Source organism: Ramlibacter sp. AN1133 (genome assembly GCF_037890035.1).
GTDB lineage: Bacteria > Pseudomonadota > Gammaproteobacteria > Burkholderiales > Burkholderiaceae_C > Ramlibacter.
The window spans coordinates 1-19,751 of sequence record NZ_JBBKTQ010000040.1 but is presented as its reverse complement, the minus strand read 5'-3'; the positions used below and the strand labels follow the sequence as shown (position 1 = coordinate 19,751).

Genomic DNA, 19,751 nt, shown 5'->3' with positions numbered 1-19,751 from the left:
GGAAAAGCTCAGCGACACCGCACCGGCAGCAGCCCCGCCGGCACCGTCGTGCGGTTCGCCCCCTGCACGGTGGTGTTCCCCGGCGCGGCCGCCCCTGCACACAGCCACGTCAGCGGCACGATGCGCGCGCTCTCCACGCCTGCCGGCCGCAGCGTGAGCACCTTGCCCGCCAGCAGCCGGTGCGCGCTGTTGCCGAAGGTGAGATGGATCGCGCCGTTCTCCAGGCGGGCCGACTGCACCAGGCGGCTGACGATCTTCTCCGGTGGCGGCAGGTCCGCCGCGGCGTTGTCGGCGGGCAGCGGCGTGCCGACGCGCCATGCGGCTTCCACCGGGGGCTTGAGCACGTCCGCCAGCGGCAGCGCCTCGGCCACCTGCTCGCGGACCAGGCGGTCCATCGTGTTCGGCAGCGCGATCAGCGCCAGGATGGCGATCACCGCCACCACCACCAGCAGCTCCAGGAGGGTGAAGCCCCGGCGGCCTCGCGACTTGCTCATCCGCCGCATCCTCGCCGCGCTCAGGGGCGCACCGCCGGCGTCTCGAGTGCCATCCCCGCCGCGCGGTTCGCCAGGTACAGCTGAAGTTCGGTGAACTCGAGGCTCCCTGCGGCGAACGGCTCCGCCCGCACGCCCGTCATGCACCCCCGCACGCGGCGCCACAGGGACCCGAGCCCCTGCCATTCCAGCCGGTAGATCGGATACCCCGTCGCATGCCCCTGGGGGATCGGCGAGGCGGCGAGCTTGCCGCCGGCGCGCTCCTCGTGGCACTGCGCGCACGAGAGTTCGAGCTGGCCCATGCGCTGGCGAAAGAACGCCTCCCCGCGCGCGGCATGCGGCGCCAGGCGCGGGTCCGGCCGGGGCGCGATCGGCAGGCCGCGCGACTGCAGGCCCACGAGCGTCTCCAGCGCCAGCAGTTCCTGGTGCTCCGCCGGCCACGCGGGCTGCCCCTGGTGCCGCTGCCGGCACAGGTTGATCCGCGTGGAGAGATCGACCGGCCGCGCCAGCGCATCGTCCCATGTCGGATAGCGCGCCGCGACGCCGCGCAGCGACGCCGGCTCGCCGTGGCAGCTGGCGCACGAACGCGCAGACGCGGCAGGCGCGCGTGCCCACAGCTGCTCGCCTTCGGCTGCCCACAGCATGGCCGGATTCATCGCATCGTCGCGTTGCATCGCCTGCGTGGACGCACCCATGTCCTCGAAGCCGGAGCGGCGCGCCTCGCCGGGCGCGGCCCAGGCGGATGCGGCAAGCAGCGCCAGGACCGCCGCACGCCCGCGCATCACGCCACCTGCAGCGGCCGCCGTTCGACCTGCGAGAAGCCGTGGTCGCCCTGCCACTCGAATTCGAGCGTGCCGGCCTGGTCGGCGACGAGGTGGAAGGCAACGTAGGGGTTGGCGGCGATGGCGGGATACAGGTCCGCGGCGAACACCGTCTCGCCGTTGTAGCGGCACGTGAAGCGCCGCAGGATGTCGCGCGGGATCGGCTTGCCGTCCATGCCGGGGCGGTAGCCCGTCTCCATCAGGTGCGCGATGGTCACGCGCACCTGGATCACCTCGCCGCGGCGCGCGGTGGGGGGGAACTGGATGAGGGTGCGGGCGGCCATCGCTTCAGGAGGACGTGGTGGTTTCGAGGCAGGCCGCCGTGATCACGATCACGTCCACGCTGTCGGACCACACGGTGCCGTCGTTCATGCGCGCCAGCGCGACGAGCTGCTGGCTGGTCGCGAGCCGGATGCGGGTGGAGACGTCCGCCTTGCCCGCGCGCGGCCCCAGCTGGAAGCGCGCCACGTCGCGCTGCGGGTTCTTCTCGTTGAAAACGGCGATCTCGGTGACGTGGTCGGCGGCCGTCATCGGGCTGTCCACCGTCACGCGCATGGGCACCACGTTGCCGTTGTCGACCATCTGCGCGATCTCCAGCTTGACGCGTCCTTCGCGCACCCTCTGGGGCCCGGCGAACTGCGCCACCACGGTGGCGAGCGCCGGCGCCTCCTGCGCGGACGCGGGCCGCACCACCACCTGCACGGCCGCGGCCGCGCCGGCCTGCAGCAGCAAGCGACGGCGGGAGGAGTTGCGGATGGACATGCCGCCAAGCCTAACCTAACGCAGCGTCGCCAGCCATGCGACCACGTCCTCCACCTGCTGCGCCCCCAGGATGGGCCTTCCCGCCCAGGCGGCGCCCACGCGCGGGGCGTCGGGCGCCGCATGGAAGGCCGGCATGAAGCTGGCGGGATTCAACCGCCGGGGATCGACGATGCGCAGCCGCAGTTGCGCCTGCGAATAGCGCGCCCCGACGCCGGCGAGATCGGGCGCGAGGTCGCCCTGGAAGCGCTCCTCCGGGATCGGTGCCGTGTGGCACAGCAGGCACAGCCCCAGCTGCCGGCTCGCGACGATCGCCCGCCCGCGAGCGGCGTCGCCGCGCAGGCCGGCGAGCGGCTGCGCGATGCGGTCGCCTTCGACGACGTAGGGCACGAGCTCCTGCGCGCCGGCCGCCACCGGGGCGGCGGCGAGCAGCACCGCCCAGAGCAGCTGCACGCCGTCAGCCCCGCCCAGGCGGGGATCCGGTGCGTCCGGAGGGACCGGATTCCCGCCTGCGCGGGAATGACGGGCTGGAGCTCACGCGCGCTTGAGGCTCTGGTTCTTCACCGGCAGGTCGCGGATGCGCTTGCCGGTGGCCGCGTAGATCGCGTTCAGCACCGCCGGCGCCGCCACGGCGATCGTCGGCTCGCCCACCCCGCCCCAGAAGCCGCCGCTGGGCATCACCACCGTCTCCACCCTGGGCATGTGCCGCATGTGCACCACCGGATAGGTGTCGAAGTTGGTCTGCTCCATGCGGCCGTCCTTGAGCGTGCATTCGCCGAACAGCGCGCCCGACAGGCCGTAGGCGAAGGAGCCTTCCACCTGCGCCTCGATCTGCTGCGGGTTCACCGCGTGGCCGGGGTCGGTCGCGGCGACGATGCGGTGGATGCGCAGCTCGCCGTCGTTGCTGACGGAGACCTCGGCACACGCCGCCACGTAGCTGCCGAAACCCATGGTCTGCGCCAGGCCGCGGTAGACCTTCATGCCGTTCACGTCCGGCGCGGGGCGGCCCCAGCCGGCGCGCTCGGCGACGGCATTGAGCACCGCGAGGTGCTTGGGGTGGTCGGCCATCAGCTTGCGCCGCAGCGCCAGCGGGTCCTGCCGGGTGGCCGCCGCCACCTCGTCGAGGAAGCACTCCAGGTAGATCGTGTTCTGGTTCAGGTTCACGCCGCGCCAGAAGCCGGGGGGCACCGGCGGGTTGCGCATCGCGTGGTCGATCAGCAGGTTCGGGAAGCTGTAGCCGATCGAGGCCTCGGGGCCGGGCGAGTTCAGGCCCTGGAACACCAGCGGGTCCTTGCCGTTCTGCACGTTCTGCGGGAACACAGCGGCCAGGATCGACTGGCCCGAGATGCGCATGTGCAGCGCCGTGACGTTGCCCTGCCCATCCACCGCCGCGCGCAGCTTGCACTGCGTGACGGGGTGGAAGCGCCCGTGCAGCATGTCTTCCTCGCGGCTCCAGATCAGCTTCACGGGCGTGCCGGGCATCTCCCGGGCGATGGCGACGGCCTGCACCAGCCAGTCGTGCTGCGCGGCGCGCCGGCCGAAGCCGCCGCCCAGGTGCAGCTTGTGGACCTCGCACTGCGCGAGCGGCACGCCCGCGGCCTCGGACAACGCCGCCAGCGCGGACTCGCCGTTCTGCGTCGGCGTCCACGCCTCGCAGCGATCGGGCTTCCACAGGACGGTGGCGTTCTGCGGCTCCATCGTCACGTGGTTCTGGTGCGGGTACGAGTACACCGCCTCGACCACGCGGGCGGCGGAGGCGAAAGCCGCCTTCACGTCGCCGTTGCTGTTGCCCACGGCGGCTTCGGGCGCATCCAGCCCCGCCTTCAGCATGGCGGCCACCGAGGCGCTCGATTCCTTCGCGTTGGGGCCGTAGTCCCATTCGATGGGCAGCGCGTCGAGCGCCGTCTTCGCGCGCCACCAGGTGTCCGCCACCACGGCGACGGCGCTGTCGCCCACGCGCACGACCTTCTTCACGCCGGGCCGGTTGCGGATCGCCGCCTCGTTGAAGCTCTTGAGCTTGCCGCCGAACACCGGGCAATCCTTGATCGCCGCGTTCATCATCCCCGGCAGGTTCACGTCGATGCCGTAGACCTGCTTGCCATTGACCTTGTCCGGCGTGTCCAGCCGCGCCAGGCGCTTGCCGGCGATCTTCCAGTCCTTCGGGTCCTTCAGCACCACGTCCGCGGGCGGCTCGAGCTTGCCGGCGGCGGGCGCGAGGTGCCCGTAGGTGAGGGTGCGGCCGCTGGGCCCGTGCGTGACCACGCTGGCGGCGGCACGGCACTCGGCGACGGGCACCTTCCATTCGTTGGCCGCGGCCTGCACCAGCATCATGCGGGCCTGCGCGCCGCCCTTGCGCACGTACTCCTGCGAGCGGCGCAGGCCCTGGCTGCCGGCGGTGAAGAAGTCGCCCCAGACACGCTTGCGCGCGAGGTTCTGGCCGGGCGTCGGATACTCCCAGGTCACCCGGGACCAGTTCGCTTCCAGCTCCTCGGCCACGAGCTGCGCGAGGCCGGTGAGCGTGCCCTGTCCCATCTCGGAGCGGGCGATGCGGATCACGATGGTGTCGTCCGGCCTCACCACGACCCAGGCATTCACCTCGGGAGCGGACGCCGCCTGCGCCTGCGCCTCCTGCAGGAAGGGCACGTGGAAGCCCACCACCAGGCCGGTGGCGGCGGAAGCCTGGAGGAAGCCGCGGCGGCGGATCTTCGCGATGCTGCTCATGTCGTGCTCCCGTCGGCGTGCTGGATGGAGAGCTGCGCGGCCTTCAGGTCGCCGCGCGCCACCGCGTGGATTGCCGCGCGGATGCGGTTGTAGGTGCCGCAGCGGCAGATGTTGCTCATCGCGCTGTCGATGTCGGCATCGCTCGGGTTCGGGTTGCCCTTGAGCAGCGCGGCCGCGGCCATCACCTGGCCGGACTGGCAGTAGCCGCACTGCGGCACGTCGAGCGCCACCCAGGCCTTCTGCACCGGATGCGAGCCGGTGGGAGACAGGCCTTCGATGGTGGTGATCTTCTCGTTGGCGCCGATGCTGGAGAGCGGCCGCACGCAGCTGCGCGTGGGGACGCCGTCGATGTGCACGGTGCACGCCCCGCAGGCGGCGATGCCGCAGCCGTACTTGGTGCCTGTGAGGCCGAGCTGTTCGCGCAGCACCCAGAGCAGGGGCGTGTCGCCCTCCGCCTCGAATTCGCGCACGACCCCGTTCACGTTCAGTTTCGCCACGCCGGTCTCCTGGAGGGATACGTAGGCGAGGGATCGTACGAGTGCGCCGGGGCGTTCGCCTCCGCGTAATCCCGATGCCTCGAGGTCCTCGCGAAAAGAGCCTGCTCTTTTCGCGGGGTGAGGTAGGGCAGCGGCTTACTGCGAGCCGGCGGGCGTCTGCGCGGGCGGGGGAGCGAGGACGCGGCGCGCGCCGTCGAAGCGCGTGGTCCAGTAGGACAGGCCCATGTCTTCCACCCGCACCTGCGCACCGGGGCGCGGCGAGTGGATGAACTTGTTGTCGCCGATGTAGATGCCCACGTGGCTGAAGGCGCGCCGCATGGTGTTGAAGAACACGAGGTCGCCCGGCTGCAGTTCCTGCTTGTCGATCTTCTGCGTGGCGGCGGCCTGCTCATCCGCGCGGCGTGGCAGGATCAGGCCCACGGTCTGCTCGAACATCGCCTTGACGAAGCCGCTGCAGTCGAAGCCGGTGTCCACCGAATTGCCGCCGCGGCGGTAAGGCACGCCGAGGAAGCCCATGGCGGTGACGACGAGTTCGGAGGCGCGCTGCGCCACGTGGCTGGCGCCGGCGGACACCCGGTCGCCCACGGTGGCGCGCACTTCCCCGATGCGGTCCACCAGGCGCTTTTCGGCCATGAAGCGGCCGATGTCGTCTTCCGCGGAGGCCGGCGGCGCGGCGTGCACGCTGCCGGCGGCAAGGAGGAGCGCAAGGCTGAGCCGACGCAACATGGGCGCGGAGGTTAGCGTCCGGGCGTGGGGCAGGTCAAGCGGGCAATGCATTCAGGTTCTTGATTTCGTATCGGTTTGCTTCCGGGCCACGAAGCATGGCGGGTGGGGAACAATGTCTTCCACCATGAATGGACCCAACCGATCCAGGAGGCGCCGCCGGCTCTGGGGCCGACTGGGCGCGTCGCTCACGGCCTGCATTGTCGCAGGCCTGGGGGTACCGCCGGTCGCGGCCCAGGCGCCGCGCGGCGAAACGGTCGCCAGCGGCCTGGAGCACCCCTGGGCGCTGGCCTTCCTGCCGGATGGCCGCTTCCTCGTGACGGAGCGGCCCGGCCGCCTGCGCATCGTCAACCCGCAGGGGCGCCTGTCGCCGCCGCTGGCGGGCGTGCCCACGGTGGCCGCACGCGGGCAGGGCGGCCTGCTGGACGTGGTGCTCGATGCGGGGTTCGCGTCCAACCGCACGCTTTACTTCTGTTTCTCCGAGCCGGGGCCGGGCGGCACCAACAGCACCGCGCTGGCACGCGCCACGCTCGCGAGCGACGACAGCCGGCTGGCGGACGTGCGCGTGATCTTCAGCCAGAAGCCGAAGGTGGCGAGCACCGCGCACTTCGGCTGCCGGATCGTGGAGGCGCGCGACGGCACGCTGTTCCTCACGCTGGGCGAGCGCTTCTCGCGCAAGGAGGACGCCCAGGGCCTGGACACGCACCACGGCAAGATCGTGCGGGTGAACAAGGACGGCAGCGTGCCGCGCGACAACCCCTTCGTGGGCCGCGCCGGCGCGCTGCCGGAGACCTGGAGCCTGGGGCACCGCAATGCGCAGGGCGCCACGCTGGGGCCGGACGGGCGGCTGTGGGAGATCGAGCACGGCCCGCAGGGCGGCGACGAGATCAACCTGCCGCAGGCCGGCCGCAACTACGGCTGGCCGGTGATCACCTACGGCGAGAACTACGGCGGCGGGCCGATCGGCGCCGGCCTCACGCGCAAGGAGGGCATGGAGCAGCCGCTGCACTACTGGGTGCCCTCGATCGCGCCGTCGGGGATGGTGTTCCTCACCAGCGAGCGCTATGGCGCGGCGTGGCGCGGCAACCTGTTCGTGGGTTCGCTGAAGTTCGGGTATCTCGATCGCATCGAACTCGCCGACGGCAAGGTCGCGCGCGAGACGAAGCTGCTGCAGGGCGTGGGCCGCGTGCGGGACGTGCGGCAGGGGCCGGATGGATTGCTGTACCTCCTGACCGACGAGGAGGACGGCAAGCTGGTTCGTGTGCTGCCTTGATCGATTTTTCCCTCCCCCTCCGGGGGAGGGCAGGGTGGGGGCGCTCCGGGGCTCGCACAGGCGCCGCAATGAAAACGGGCGCCGCAGCGCCCCCACCCCAACCCTCCCCCGGAGGGGGAGGGAGCAAGAGACTCAGGCCTTCACCAGCCCCTTGCGCACCGCATACCGCGTCAGGCTCGCGATGTCGTTCAGCCGCAGCCGCTCCATGATCCGCGCCCGGTGCACGTCCACCGTCTTGGGGCTCAGGCCCAGTTCGTAGGCGATCTCCTTGGCCGACTTGCCCTGGGCGATCAGCGTCAGGATCTCCACCTGGCGCTGCGTCAGCTCGTCGTCCACCGTCGGCTCCGAGGGCTGCAGCAGGCGCTGGGCGACCGCGGCGCTGAAGTAGCTGCCGGTGGCCATCACGCTGCGCAGGGCCTGCTCCAGCTCGAAGGGCGGCGCGTCCTTCATCAGGTAGCCGCAGGCCCCGTTGGCCACGGCGCGCTTGACGAAATCGACCGTGTCGTACATCGACAGCACGATCACGCGCACGTCCGGATGCCGGGAATGGATCTCGCCGATCGCCGTGATGCCGTCCATGCCGGGCATGGAAATGTCCGTCATCACCACGTCCGGCTTGATCGAGTCCAGCAGCGCCAGCAGCTCCTGCCCGTTGCGCGCCTCCGCGATCACCTGCACCCCGTCGACGGTGGCCAGCAAGGCCTTGATGCCGGAACGCACCAGATCGTGGTCGTCGGCCAGCACGACCTGGATCGGCATCGGCTTGCTGAAGTTCTGCATCATCTACGCTTCCCCTTGTTCAAAGCACCGCACGGATCGCCACGCCCCGCCCCCGGCGCGTGCGGATGTGGAGTCGGCCTCCCGCCAGCTCCGTGCGCTCGATCATCCCGTACAAGCCGATGTTCCTCTCGGACTGGTGGCCGTCGAGCACGGCCGCCTTGTCGAAACCCCTGCCATCATCCAGCACCAGCACGCCGATGCGCCCTCCCGGCAGGAAGCGCAGGCGCACCCGCACGTGGGTGGCGCGCGCGTGCCGCACGATGTTCGTCAACGCCTCCTGCACCAGGCGCACCGCCACCGCGGCGTTCTCCTCCAGGCGCTTGGGCTCCTCGCCGCGCGTGAGCACCTCCCACGCCAGGCCCGCCGGCTCGCAGATGCGCTGCAGCGACGACTGCACCGCCGGCACCAGCCCCAGCAGGTCCAGCTGCGCCGGCCGCAGCGAGAACGACAGCGTCTTCAACTGCTGCAGCGCGCCGTTGGCGAGCTCCCCCGCCGTATCACTGTACTTGCGCCGCACCTCCGGCTCCTGCGCCCGCTGCGCGGCATGCAGGTGGATCACCACCGCCGTCAGCGTCTGCCCGAGCTGGTCGTGCAGCTCGCGCGAGATGTGCGAGCGTTCGCGCTCCTGCGCCAGCACGAAGCGCGCCGACAGCTCCTTCAGCCGCGCGTACGCCGCCTGCAGCTCCGCGTCCAGCTTCTCCTTCTCCTGCGCCCGCCGCCGCTCCTCCAGCACCCGCCCGATGATCTGCGGCAGCGTGCCCAGCTTGTCCTTGGTCAGGTAGTCCTTGGCGCCGCAGCGCAGGACGTGCACCGCGGCTTCCTCGCCGATCGCCCGCGTCAGCACGATCAGCGGGATGTTGCTGCGCCGCGTGACCAGGATCTGCAGGGCCGCATACGGCGAGAAGCGGGGCAGGTTGAAGTCGCACAGGATCACGTCCCAGTCGCCTTCCAGCGCCGCGACGAAGCTGGCGGCGTTGTCGACCCGGTGCAGTTCGTAGAGGCGCGTCGGGTCGGCCCGTTCCAGCGCGATGCCCATCAGCTCGACGTCGTCGGGGTTGTCCTCGACGCACAGCAACCGGATGGGGGGGAGGTCTTGGACTGCGCGACTGGGCATGGCGATGCGCACGCGAGTGTACCGTTGGGCTGAACCCACCGGTCTTAAGCATGTTCCCTAGGGGCGCACCTAGGTCCGGCCCAGCGCCGGCCAGCCCGGCTGCAGCTTGCGCTCGAGGAAGTCGACCACGCGCTCGAAGGGATCGAAGCCGAACGCCTCGGCGACCGAGGGCCGCAGGTTCGAATTGGCATTGATGTCGTAGAACACGCGGCGGCCATCCGGCGTCTCGAGGTACTCGATGCCGCCCACGTCCAGCTTCGCGGCGTCGACGATGCGCCTGGCCGTGGCGACCGCCTCGCGCGGCACTTCCGGATAGGGGTGGAACTCCACCGGCGGCGCGTCCACCGCCTCGTGCGCCGGGATTTCGCACACGCCTTCGCCGTCGTCGGGGTTGCACACCGGCGAGGGGCACAGGTTGAAGCGGCCGTGCGTCTTCACGCGCATCGCGTACAGCAGCTCGCCGCCGAGGAACTCCAGGCGCACGATGCCCTGCTCGGGGTCGTGCGGCAGGTACTCCTGCAGCAGGAACAGGTTGTCCGGCAGCCAGATCGACGGATCGCGGCGGAAGATCTCCTCCACCTGCGCGAGCGACTCCACCACCTGGATGCGGGCGCCGCTGCCGCCCTGGTCCGGCTTGAGCACGGCTGGCCACGTGATCTGGCTCGCGTAGGCGCGCAGCGCGCCGGGGTCGTTGAAGGTGAACGAGCGCGGCGTGTCGATGCCGAGCGTGCGCAGCAGCGTGGCCTGCACGCTCTTGCTCAGCTCCAGCGAGAACACGTCGGCGCCATTGAGCACGCGCGCGCCCAGGCGCTCCAGCGTGCGCATGTACGCCAGCGCCAGCGGCACGGCGCGCGCATTGCCCCGCACGTACGCGCTGGGGCTGGCCTGGTTGAAGTAGAGGGCGGCCTGCGGCGGCTCGGAATTGCCGAAGGCGGCCTGCGTGACGTTGTACGGCGCGAAGTTCACGCCGCGCCGCTCGAGGGCGGCGAACAGCGGCTTCTGCCACTCGGGGTGCTCGTGCAGGACGATCAGGTCGGGGCGAGGGGACTTCATGGGGCGCGATCCTACCCCCCCGTCCGGGGAATAATCCGGCGCAAAGGAAGAACCCATGCTGCTGGATGCCCAGGATTGCCAACTCGTGCTGGTCGACTACCAGCAGCGCCTCATGCCCGCCATCCACGAGGCCGGCCTCGTGGTGGCGAATGCGGCGAAGCTCGCGCGCATCGCGCAACTGCTGCAGGTGCCCCTGTGGGCCACCGAGGAGAACCCCGACGGCCTCGGCGGCACGGTGGAGGCACTGCAGCCGCTGGTGGCGGGCCGCATCGTGCCGAAGATGGCCTTCGACGGCAGCTCCGTGCTGCTGCTGCGCCTGAAGCCCGCGGCGAAGCCGCAGGGCGGCAACGCCCGCAGCCTCCCCAAGCACCTGCAGAAGGCCGCGCCGCCGCCCGCGCCCGGGCGCGAGACCATCGTGCTGGCCGGCTGCGAGGCGCACGTGTGCCTGCTGCAGACGGCCCTCGGCCTGCTGGAGGAGGAACTGGACGTGGTCGTGGTGACGGATGCCTGCGGCTCGCGCAGCGAACGCAACCGCGACGCCGCCTTCGACCGCCTGGCCGGCGCCGGTGCCGAACTCGTGACGACCGAGATGGTGGCCTTCGAATGGCTGCGGGATGCGGGTCATCCCCGGTTCCGGGACGTGTTGACCATCGTCAAATAGGGGCCCCGCTCCCGTCAGTCTGCGGCAAGCCGCGTGCCGACAATGGGCGGCGACCAACATCCAGACGCAGGAGACAAGCATGGCGGGTTATGCGGAGTTCCATCGCCGTTCCATCGAGGACCGCGACGCCTTCTGGGCCGAGCAGGCGAAGCTGATCGACTGGCAGACGCCGCCGAAGCAGATCTGCGACAACAGCAACCCACCGTTCACGCGCTGGTTCGTCGGCGGCCGCACCAACCTGTGCCACAACGCGGTGGACCGCCACCTCGCCGCGCGCGCGGCGCAGCCGGCGCTGATCTACGTCTCCAGCGAAACGAACGAGGAGCGCGTCTACACCTTCGGCGAACTGCATGCGCAGGTGCAGCGCTTCGCCGCGGTGCTCAAGGCGCAGGGCGTGGGCAAGGGCGACCGCGTCCTGATCTACATGCCGATGATCGCGGAAGCGGCCTTCGCCATGCTGGCCTGCGCGCGCATCGGCGCCATCCACGCGGTGGTGTTCGGCGGCTTCGCCTCGGTGTCGCTGGCCTCGCGCATCGAGGACGCCACGCCCAAGGTCATCGTCAGCGCCGACGCCGGCTCGCGCGCCGGCAAGGTGGTGCCGTACAAGCACCTGCTCGACGAAGCCATCAACCTGTCGAAGCACAAGCCCGGCTCGGTGGTCCTGGTGGACCGCAAGCTGGCGCCGATGGAGAAGGTGTCCGGCCGCGACCACGACTACGGCACGCTGGCCGACCGCGAGATGCACACCAGGGTCGAATGCGAATGGCTGGAGTCCACGGACGTCAGCTACACGCTCTACACCAGCGGCACCACCGGCAAGCCCAAGGGCGTGCAGCGCGACGTGGGCGGCTACGCGGTGGCGCTCACCGCGAGCATGAAGCACATCTTCCTGGGCAACGCGGGCGAGACCTACTTTTCCACCTCCGACATCGGCTGGGTGGTGGGCCATAGCTACATCGTCTACGGCCCCTTGCTCGCCGGCATGGCGACCATCATGTACGAGGGCCTGCCGATCCGCCCCGACGCCGGCATCTGGTGGAGCCTGGTCGAGAAGTACAAGGTCACCTCGATGTTCAGCGCGCCGACGGCGGTGCGCGTGCTCAAGAAGCAGGACCCGGCCTTCCTGAAGAAATACGACCTCTCCAGCCTGCGCGCCCTGTTCCTGGCGGGGGAGCCGCTGGACGAGCCGACGGCCAAGTGGATTTCCGAAAGCCTGGGCCGCCCGATCATCGACAACTACTGGCAGACCGAGAGCGGCTGGCCGATCCTGGCGCTGGCGAACGGCGTGGAAAAGCAGACCAGCAAGTTCGGCAGCCCCGGCCTGCCGATGTACGGCTACGACGTGAAGCTGGTGCACGAGAGCACCGGCGAGGAACTCAAGGGCCCGGACCAGAAGGGCGTGGTGGTGATCGAAGGTCCGACGCCGCCCGGCTTCATGCAGACGGTATGGGGCGACGACGAGCGCTACGTCAAGACCTACTGGGAGAGCATCCCCGGCCGGCAGGTGTACAGCACCTTCGACTGGGGCATCCGCGACAAGGACGGCTACTTCTTCATCCTGGGCCGCACCGACGACGTGATCAACGTCGCCGGCCACCGCCTGGGCACGCGCGAGATCGAGGAGAGCATCTCCTCGCATCCGAACATCGCGGAAGTGGCGGTGGTGGGCGTGGCCGACCAGCTCAAGGGGCAGGTCGCCGTCGCCTTCGCCGTGGTGAAGGACGCCTCCGGGCTCACCGACGAAGCCGCGAAGCTGAAGCTCGAAGGCGAGGTGATGAAGGTCGTGGACGACCAGCTCGGTGCCGTGGCGCGGCCCGCGCGCGTGCGTTTCGTGACCGTGCTGCCCAAGACGCGCAGCGGCAAGCTGCTGCGCCGCGCGATCCAGGCGGTGTGCGAAGGTCGCGATCCGGGCGACCTGACGACGATCGAGGATCCGACCGCGCTGCAGCAGATCAGGGACCTCGTCGCGGCACGCTGACACTGGCGCTCCGGCTGTCGCCACGCGGCGACCGCCCGGCGCAGCCGATCTCGCGAGTGGCGGGCGCGCGCCCCGCCGGCGACTTTTCGCACTGGCCTGGTGCACGGATTGTCTTAACAATTCGTTGCACCATGAAGACCCTCTTTGCCCCGGCCATCGCGCTGATGGCGCGCCTGCGCTTCCGTTCCAAGTTCCTCCTGTGCGGCGGCATCACGGCCGTCCTGTTGCTGTGGCTGGGGGTGACCCAGCTGGAGCGCCTCAACGAGCGCGTGCGGATGATCGACTCCGAGCGCAACGCGGTGGCGCTGATGGCGATCCTGGTGGAATGGAACAAGGTCCTGATCGAGAACCGCCGGATCGTGATCACCACCGCGCCCGGCGACGACAGCGTGCGCCAGCGCCTGAAGGCGCAGAAGGACGTGATCGACAAGGTCCTCGCGCGCATCGAGGAACACGTGGCCGCGGCCCGCCCGCTGTACGACATGAGCACCGAGACCAAGGGCCTGCGCCAGGGCTGGGAGGAGCTGCAGAAGAAGGTCGAGGCGCTGCCGGTCGACCGCGAGTTCGCGGCCAGGGGCTTCGCCGCCCACGCCCCCGAATACGGGCGGCTCTACGCCTTCATGAAGGACCTGGGCAACCGCTCGCGCATGGCGCTGGACCCGGACCTGGACCTGTTCTACCTGGGCTTCCCGCTGGCGAACAACACGCCCAGCACCGCCGGCATCATCGTGCGCATCGCGGCCTATGCCACGCTGAACGTGCCGCGCGGCGAGATCACGCCCAAGGACAAGGTCTTCTACGAAGTGACGCAGGCGCGGCTGGAAGACACCTTCAGCGGCGTCGAGAACATGCTCAAGCAGTCGATGAACGTGAACCCCGTGGTGCAGTCGCACCTGGAACAGGGCTTCGATCGCCTCAAGGCCGCCTCCAAGGAGATGTTGATCTTCGTGCGCGGCAACTTCATCGAGGCGGCGGGCATCCAGGTGACGCAGCCCCAGATCCAGCAGGCCTCGAACGCCGCCGTCGATGCCGCCTGGGCGCTGGTGGAAGCCAACCGCACGATGATGGACCAGCTGCTCGCCGAACGCGCGGCCACGGCGACGCTCACGCGCAACGGCCTGGCGGCACTGCTGGCCGCGGCGATCCTGCTCACGCTGTACCTGTCCGTGGGCATGTACCACGCGCTCGATCGCGGCATCCGCCAGGCCGCCGAGGCGGCCCGCGCGCTGGCGCGGGGCGAGCTCGGTCGCATGCCGGAAGCCGAGACCCACGACGAACTCGGTGAGCTGCTGGGCGAACTGCGCCGCGCCGACGAAGCGCTGGTCTCCATGATCGGGCAGGTGCGCGCCGCCGCCGGCACCATGATGGAAGCCACCGAGGAGATCGCCACCGGCAACGCCGACCTGTCGCAGCGCACCGAGGAACAGGCCAGCACGCTCGAAGAGACGGCGGCCTCGGTGGAGGAGCTGACCAGCACCGTCAAGCAGAACGCGGAAAGCGCGCGCGACGCCAACCAGCTGGCGCAGTCGGCCTCGCAGGTCGCGGCACGCGGCGGCTCCGTGGTGAACGAGGTGGTGGACACGATGGCTTCCATCAACACCGCGTCGCGCCGCATCGTCGACATCATCGCCGTGATCGACGGCATCGCGTTCCAGACCAATATCCTGGCGCTCAATGCGGCCGTCGAAGCTGCGCGGGCCGGCGAGCAGGGCCGCGGCTTCGCGGTGGTGGCCGCCGAAGTGCGCACCCTGGCGCAGCGCTCCGCCGCCGCGGCGCGCGAGATCAAGGAACTGATCAACGATTCCGTGGGCAAGGTGGACGTCGGCAGCCAGCTCGTGAGCCGCGCGGGCGACACGATGAAGGAAGTCGTGGACGGCATCCGGAAGGTGACGGCGCTCATGGGCGAGATCGCCTCGGCGAGCAACGAGCAGACGCTGGGCATCGAGCAGGTGAACCAGGCGATCGCGCAGATGGACCAGGTCACGCAGCAGAACGCGGCGCTGGTGGAGGAAGCCTCCGCCTCGGCGCAGTCGATGCGCGAGCAGGCCGCGCGCCTGGCCACCGCCGTCGGCCAGTTCAAGCTGCTGGCGGACCCCGCGCAGCAGGCGATCGCCCATGCGCGCGAGAGCAGCCGCGCGGCGGCCAGGCCCGCCCGCCGGAGCCGGCCCGCGGCCCCCACCGCGTCGGCCCGCTCGCTGGCGGCCCCGGCCGAAAGCACCTACTAGCAGCAAGCTGGGCGCAAGCCACAGCTGCCACACTTCCCCCGCGCTCCGCTCCCTCTCCCCCTCGGGGGAGAGGGTTGGGGAGAGGGGGTTCGTGAGATCCCCCGAAGGGGAAGGGGCGCTCGTCTGGCTGCAAACGCGGCGTGCCACGGAACGTGGCACAATCCGCGGCGCAACCAGACCCGTGCCCCTTCCCCACAGTCGCATCCGCCAACCGGTCCAGCCGTGCCGCGGAAGGTTCTCCAACCAGCTCCATGCTCCCTGAAGGGGGGCGGAAAGTAGCGAACACACGATGAGCGACCAAAGCTCCGTCTACACGGCCTACCAGGGCAATACCTATCTCTTCGGCGGCAACGCCCCGTACGTCGAGGAGATGTACGAGAACTACCTGGCCAACCCCGGCAGCGTTCCCGAGATGTGGCGCGAGTACTTCGACGCGCTGCAGAACGTGCCCGCGGTCGACGGCTCCAACGCCCGCGACGTGCCGCACCTGCCGGTGGTCAATGCCTTCGCCGACCGCGCCAAGCAGGGCGTCACCAGGGTGGTGGTGGCCGCCGGCGCCGACCCCGAGACCGCCCGCAAGCGCACCGCGGCGCAGCAGCTGATCGCCGCCTACCGCAACGTCGGCGCCCGCTGGGCCGACCTCGACCCGCTCAAGCGGGCCGAGCGCGAACACATTCCCGAGCTGGAGCCGTCCTTCTACGGCTTCACCGATGCCGACCAGGAAGCGGTGTTCAACACCAGCAACACCTTCTTCGGCAAGGACAACATGTCGCTGCGCGACATGCTCAACGCCCTGCGCGAGACGTACTGCGGCACCATCGGCGCCGAGTACATGTACATCAGCGACCAGGGCCACAAGCGCTGGTGGCAGCAGAAGCTGGAATCCATCCGCAGCAAGCCGCAGTTCAGCCCCGAGAAGAAGAAGCACATCCTCGACCGCCTGACCGCCGCCGAAGGCCTCGAGCGCTTCCTGCACACCAAGTACGTCGGCCAGAAGCGCTTCTCGCTCGAGGGCGGCGAGAGCTTCATCGCCTCGATGGACGAACTGATCCAGCAGGCCGGCGCCAAGGGCGTGCAGGAGATCGTGATCGGCATGGCCCACCGCGGCCGCCTGAACGTGCTGGTGAACACGCTGGGCAAGATGCCCAAGGACCTGTTCGCCGAGTTCGACCACTCCGCGCCGGAAGAACTGCCCGCGGGCGACGTGAAGTACCACCAGGGCTTCAGCTCGGATGTGTCCACCCCCGGCGGCCCGGTCCACCTGTCGCTGGCCTTCAACCCCTCGCACCTGGAGATCGTCAACCCGGTGGTCGAGGGCTCGGTGCGCGCGCGGATGGACCGCCGCGGCGACAAGGCGGGCAAGCAGGTGCTGCCGGTGCTGGTGCACGGCGACGCCGCCATCGCCGGCCAGGGCGTGGTGATGGAGACGCTGGCGCTGGCCGAGACCCGTGGCTACTACACGGGCGGCACGGTGCACCTCGTCATCAACAACCAGATCGGCTTCACGACCTCGGACCCGCGCGACACCCGCTCCACGCTGTACTGCACCGACATCGTCAAGATGATCGAGGCGCCGGTGCTGCACGTGAACGGCGACGATCCGGAAGCCGTGGTGCTCGCGACGCAGCTCGCGCTCGAGTACCGCATGGAGTTCAACAAGGACGTGGTGGTGGACATCGTCTGCTTCCGCAAGCTGGGCCACAACGAGCAGGACACGCCGTCCCTCACCCAGCCCCTGATGTACAAGAAGGTCGCGGCCCACCCCGGCACGCGCAAGCTGTACGCCGACAAGCTGGCCGCGCAGGGCCTGGGCGAGACGCTGGGCGACGACATGTTCAAGGCCTACCGCGCCGCCATGGACGCCGGCAAGCACACGTCCGACCCGGTCATCTCCAACTTCAAAAGCAAGTACGCCGTCGACTGGCAGCCCTTCCTGGGCAAGAAGTGGACCGACGCCGCCGACACCGCCATCCCGCTGGCCGAGTGGAAGCGCCTGTCCGAGCGCATCACCACGGTGCCGCAGGGCTTCACCGTGCACCCGCTGGTGAAGAAGGTGCTGGAAGACCGCGCCGCCATGGGCCGCGGCGACATCAACGTCGACTGGGGCATGGGCGAGCACATGGCCTTCGCCTCGCTGGTCGCCTCCGGCTACCCGGTGCGCCTGTCGGGCGAGGACGTCGGCCGCGGCACCTTCGTGCACCGCCACGCCGTGCTGCACGACCAGAGCCGCGAGAAGTGGGACGAGGGCATCTACGTTCCGCTGCAGAACGTGGCCGAGAACCAGGCGCCCTTCACCTGCATCGACTCGATCCTGTCGGAAGAGGCGGTGCTGGGCTTCGAGTACGGCTACGCCTCCAACGACCCGCACACCCTGGTGATCTGGGAAGCGCAGTTCGGCGACTTCGCCAACGGCGCGCAGGTCGTGATCGACCAGTTCATCGCCTCGGGCGAGGTGAAGTGGGGCCGCGTCAACGGCATCACCCTGATGCTGCCGCACGGCTACGAAGGCCAGGGCCCCGAGCACAGCTCGGCGCGGCTGGAGCGCTTCATGCAGCTGTCGGCCGACACCAACATCCAGGTGTGCCAGCCGACCACTGCGTCGCAGATCTTCCACCTGCTGCGCCGCCAGATGATCCGGTCGCTGCGCAAGCCCCTGGTGATCATGACGCCCAAGTCGCTGCTGCGGAACAAGGACGCCACCTCGCCCCTGTCCGAGTTCACCAAGGGCACCTTCCAGACGGTCATCCCCGACCAGAAGGACCTGAAGGCCGACAAGGTCAAGCGCCTGGTCATGTGCTCCGGCAAGGTCTATTACGACCTGGCGAAGAAGCGCGACGAGAAGGGCATCGACGACGTCGCCATCGTGCGCATCGAGCAGCTGTACCCCTTCCCGCACAAGGCGTTCGCGACCGAGCTGAAGAGGTACCCGAACCTCACGGACCTCGTGTGGTGCCAGGACGAGCCGCAGAATCAGGGCGCCTGGTTCTTCATCCAGCACAACATCCACGAGAACATGAGCGAAGGCCAGAAGCTGGGTTACGCCGGCCGCGCCGCCTCCGCCTCCCCCGCCGTGGGGTATGCGCACCTGCATGCGGAGCAGCAGAAGGCGCTGGTGGATGCCGCCTTCGCGAAGCTCAAGGGCTTCATCCTCAGCAAGTAGCGATAGTTCCGCCGCCTGCGGCGCGGAAGTATCTCCGCGCGGTCGACACGGACGCTGGGGCGCCGGTCACCGCGCGGATCGATGAACAGATTCCTGGAAAGAATTCAAATGGCTATCGTTGAAGTGAAGGTCCCGCAGCTGTCCGAATCGGTTGCCGAGGCCACCCTGCTGCAGTGGAAGAAGAAGCCCGGCGAGGCCGTGGCGCAGGACGAGATCCTGATCGAGATCGAGACCGACAAGGTGGTGCTCGAAGTGCCCGCGCCCAGCGCCGGCGTGCTGGGCGAGATCGTGGTCGCCGACGGCGGCACCGTCACGTCCGACCAGGTGATCGCGAAGATCGACACCGAGGCCAAGGCCAGCGCTGGCGCGGCCGCGCCTGCCAAGGCCGCGACCGCCACGGCGGCGGCACCCGCGCCCGCGCTGGCCGTCGCCGGCGGTTCGAAGTCCGACGTGGCGATGCCGGCCGCGGCGAAGATGATGGCCGACAACAACGTGCCCGCCGGCGCCGTCGGCGGCACCGGCCGCGACGGCCGCGTGACCAAGGGCGACGTGATCGGCGCACTGGCTTCGGGAGCGATCGCCAAGGCGGCCGCCGCGCCCAAGCCCGCTGCCACGCCGGCCGCTCCGCGCCCGCAGCTGACGCAGGTGGCCGCGCCGGTCGGCCAGCCGGACCTGGGCGACCGCCCCGAGCAGCGCGTGCCCATGTCGCGCCTGCGCGCCCGCGTCGCCGAGCGCCTGCTGCAGTCGCAGTCCACCAACGCCATCCTGACCACCTTCAACGAGGTGAACATGGCGCCGGTGATGGAGATGCGCAAGCGCTTCCAGGAGAAGTTCGAGAAGGAGCACGGCGTCAAGATCGGCTTCATGTCCTTCTTCGTGAAGGCCGCCGTGCATGCGCTGAAGAAGTACCCGGTGCTCAACGCCTCGGTGGACGGCAACGACATCGTCTACCACGGCTACTTCGACATCGGCATCGCGGTGGGCTCGCCGCGCGGCCTGGTGGTGCCGATCCTGCGCAATGCCGACCAGATGTCCTTCGCCGACATCGAGAAGAAGATCGCGGAGTACGGCACGAAGGCGCGCGACGGCAAGCTGGGCCTGGAAGAACTCACCGGCGGCACGTTCTCGATCTCCAACGGCGGCGTGTTCGGCTCGATGCTGTCCACCCCCATCATCAACCCGCCGCAGTCGGCCATCCTGGGCGTGCACGCGACCAAGGACCGCGCGGTGGTGGAGAACGGCCAGGTCGTGGTCCGCCCGATGAACTACCTGGCCATGTCCTACGACCACCGGATCATCGACGGCCGCGAGGCGGTGCTGGGCCTGGTGGCGATGAAGGAAGCGCTGGAGGATCCGGCGCGGCTGCTGTTCGATATTTGACGGCTGTTCCTCCCTCCCCCTCCGGGGGAGGGCAGGGGTGGGGGCGCTTCGTGCGCGCTGACCGCCCCGTAGCGGGGGGGGGGGGGGGGGGGGGGGGGGGGGGGGGGGGGGGGGG

Annotated in this window: 17 protein-coding genes; 6 read left to right on the top strand and 11 right to left on the bottom strand. The window is 69.9% G+C overall.

Annotated features, from left to right (window positions below):
- Positions 1-8: 8 nt before the first annotated feature.
- The 8 genes from WG923_RS29285 to WG923_RS29250 form a co-directional block, all read right to left on the bottom strand.
- Complete coding sequence (locus tag WG923_RS29285) at positions 9-494, bottom strand: pilin (protein WP_340354568.1); 486 nt, start codon at positions 492-494, stop codon at positions 9-11.
- Between the two features lie 20 nt (positions 495-514).
- Positions 515-1,273, bottom strand: a complete 759-nt coding sequence (soxA, locus tag WG923_RS29280) for a sulfur oxidation c-type cytochrome SoxA (RefSeq protein ID WP_340354567.1) — start codon at positions 1,271-1,273, stop codon at positions 515-517.
- Positions 1,273-1,596 (bottom strand): thiosulfate oxidation carrier complex protein SoxZ, encoded by a 324-nt coding sequence (gene soxZ, locus WG923_RS29275; RefSeq protein WP_340354566.1) that lies wholly within the window; start codon positions 1,594-1,596, stop codon positions 1,273-1,275. Before soxZ ends, soxA begins: the two co-directional genes overlap by 1 nt.
- Before the next feature lie 4 nt (positions 1,597-1,600).
- Complete coding sequence (locus WG923_RS29270; RefSeq protein WP_340354565.1) at positions 1,601-2,074, bottom strand: SoxY-related AACIE arm protein; 474 nt, start codon at positions 2,072-2,074, stop codon at positions 1,601-1,603.
- Positions 2,075-2,089: 15 nt separating this feature from the next.
- Positions 2,090-2,524: a sulfur oxidation c-type cytochrome SoxX gene (soxX, locus tag WG923_RS29265; RefSeq protein ID WP_340354564.1), complete on the bottom strand. Its 435-nt coding sequence runs from the start codon at positions 2,522-2,524 to the stop codon at positions 2,090-2,092.
- Between the two features lie 81 nt (positions 2,525-2,605).
- Positions 2,606-4,792 (bottom strand): xanthine dehydrogenase family protein molybdopterin-binding subunit, encoded by a 2,187-nt coding sequence (locus tag WG923_RS29260; RefSeq protein ID WP_340354563.1) that lies wholly within the window; start codon positions 4,790-4,792, stop codon positions 2,606-2,608.
- Positions 4,789-5,289 (bottom strand): (2Fe-2S)-binding protein, encoded by a 501-nt coding sequence (locus tag WG923_RS29255; protein ID WP_340354562.1) that lies wholly within the window; start codon positions 5,287-5,289, stop codon positions 4,789-4,791. Before WG923_RS29255 ends, WG923_RS29260 begins: the two co-directional genes overlap by 4 nt.
- Positions 5,290-5,424: 135 nt before the next feature.
- Positions 5,425-6,015, bottom strand: coding sequence for a C40 family peptidase (locus tag WG923_RS29250; protein WP_445322997.1), 591 nt, complete (start codon positions 6,013-6,015; stop codon positions 5,425-5,427).
- A gap of 124 nt (positions 6,016-6,139) precedes the next feature.
- Between WG923_RS29250 and WG923_RS29245 the strand changes: the two genes are divergently transcribed.
- Positions 6,140-7,285: a PQQ-dependent sugar dehydrogenase gene (locus WG923_RS29245; protein WP_340354561.1), complete on the top strand. Its 1,146-nt coding sequence runs from the start codon at positions 6,140-6,142 to the stop codon at positions 7,283-7,285.
- Positions 7,286-7,417: 132 nt separating this feature from the next.
- Here WG923_RS29245 and WG923_RS29240 read toward each other — a convergent pair whose 3' ends face one another.
- From WG923_RS29240 to WG923_RS29230, 3 genes are all read right to left on the bottom strand, one after another.
- Positions 7,418-8,068, bottom strand: a complete 651-nt coding sequence (locus WG923_RS29240) for a response regulator transcription factor (protein ID WP_340354560.1) — start codon at positions 8,066-8,068, stop codon at positions 7,418-7,420.
- A 16-nt stretch (positions 8,069-8,084) separates the two neighbouring features.
- Positions 8,085-9,179, bottom strand: a complete 1,095-nt coding sequence (locus WG923_RS29235) for an ATP-binding response regulator (RefSeq protein WP_340354559.1) — start codon at positions 9,177-9,179, stop codon at positions 8,085-8,087.
- Positions 9,180-9,248: 69 nt separating this feature from the next.
- Entirely contained in the window at positions 9,249-10,232 is a 984-nt protein-coding gene (locus tag WG923_RS29230; protein ID WP_340354558.1) for an ATP-grasp domain-containing protein, read from the bottom strand.
- 55 nt (positions 10,233-10,287) lie between these two features.
- Between WG923_RS29230 and WG923_RS29225 the strand changes: the two genes are divergently transcribed.
- The 5 genes from WG923_RS29225 to odhB all read left to right on the top strand — a co-directional run bounded on the left by WG923_RS29225 (position 10,288) and on the right by odhB (position 19,636).
- Positions 10,288-10,893 carry an isochorismatase family protein gene (locus WG923_RS29225; protein ID WP_340354557.1) on the top strand — a complete coding sequence of 202 codons (606 nt, stop codon included), beginning with the start codon at positions 10,288-10,290 and terminating at the stop codon, positions 10,891-10,893.
- A 58-nt stretch (positions 10,894-10,951) separates the two neighbouring features.
- Positions 10,952-12,871, top strand: a complete 1,920-nt coding sequence (locus WG923_RS29220) for a propionate--CoA ligase (protein ID WP_340354580.1) — start codon at positions 10,952-10,954, stop codon at positions 12,869-12,871.
- A 131-nt stretch (positions 12,872-13,002) separates the two neighbouring features.
- Positions 13,003-15,096 (top strand): methyl-accepting chemotaxis protein, encoded by a 2,094-nt coding sequence (locus WG923_RS29215; protein ID WP_340354556.1) that lies wholly within the window; start codon positions 13,003-13,005, stop codon positions 15,094-15,096.
- A 289-nt stretch (positions 15,097-15,385) separates the two neighbouring features.
- On the top strand, positions 15,386-18,256 hold the full coding sequence (locus WG923_RS29210; RefSeq protein ID WP_340354555.1) for a 2-oxoglutarate dehydrogenase E1 component: 2,871 nt from the start codon (positions 15,386-15,388) through the stop codon (positions 18,254-18,256).
- A 108-nt stretch (positions 18,257-18,364) separates the two neighbouring features.
- Positions 18,365-19,636 carry a 2-oxoglutarate dehydrogenase complex dihydrolipoyllysine-residue succinyltransferase gene (odhB, locus tag WG923_RS29205; RefSeq protein ID WP_340354554.1) on the top strand — a complete coding sequence of 424 codons (1,272 nt, stop codon included), beginning with the start codon at positions 18,365-18,367 and terminating at the stop codon, positions 19,634-19,636.
- The last annotated feature ends 115 nt before the right edge of the window (positions 19,637-19,751 follow it).

Excerpts from the sequence above, each read along its gene's own strand:
- WG923_RS29270 (WP_340354565.1), bottom strand. The coding sequence starts at position 2,074 with ATGTCCATCCGCAACTCCTCCCGCCGTCGCTTGCTGCTGCAGGCCGGC.
- soxZ (WP_340354566.1), bottom strand. The coding sequence starts at position 1,596 with ATGGCCGCCCGCACCCTCATCCAGTTCCCCCCCACCGCGCGCCGCGGC.
- WG923_RS29245 (WP_340354561.1), top strand. The coding sequence starts at position 6,140 with ATGAATGGACCCAACCGATCCAGGAGGCGCCGCCGGCTCTGGGGCCGA.
- WG923_RS29215 (WP_340354556.1), top strand. The coding sequence starts at position 13,003 with ATGAAGACCCTCTTTGCCCCGGCCATCGCGCTGATGGCGCGCCTGCGC.
- soxA (WP_340354567.1), bottom strand. The coding sequence starts at position 1,273 with ATGCGCGGGCGTGCGGCGGTCCTGGCGCTGCTTGCCGCATCCGCCTGG.
- WG923_RS29285 (WP_340354568.1), bottom strand. The coding sequence starts at position 494 with ATGAGCAAGTCGCGAGGCCGCCGGGGCTTCACCCTCCTGGAGCTGCTG.
- WG923_RS29235 (WP_340354559.1), bottom strand. The coding sequence starts at position 9,179 with ATGCCCAGTCGCGCAGTCCAAGACCTCCCCCCCATCCGGTTGCTGTGC.
- WG923_RS29210 (WP_340354555.1), top strand. The coding sequence starts at position 15,386 with ATGAGCGACCAAAGCTCCGTCTACACGGCCTACCAGGGCAATACCTAT.
- odhB (WP_340354554.1), top strand. The coding sequence starts at position 18,365 with ATGGCTATCGTTGAAGTGAAGGTCCCGCAGCTGTCCGAATCGGTTGCC.
- WG923_RS29250 (WP_445322997.1), bottom strand. The coding sequence starts at position 6,015 with ATGTTGCGTCGGCTCAGCCTTGCGCTCCTCCTTGCCGCCGGCAGCGTG.
- WG923_RS29260 (WP_340354563.1), bottom strand. The coding sequence starts at position 4,792 with ATGAGCAGCATCGCGAAGATCCGCCGCCGCGGCTTCCTCCAGGCTTCC.
- WG923_RS29225 (WP_340354557.1), top strand. The coding sequence starts at position 10,288 with ATGCTGCTGGATGCCCAGGATTGCCAACTCGTGCTGGTCGACTACCAG.
- WG923_RS29230 (WP_340354558.1), bottom strand. The coding sequence starts at position 10,232 with ATGAAGTCCCCTCGCCCCGACCTGATCGTCCTGCACGAGCACCCCGAG.
- WG923_RS29240 (WP_340354560.1), bottom strand. The coding sequence starts at position 8,068 with ATGATGCAGAACTTCAGCAAGCCGATGCCGATCCAGGTCGTGCTGGCC.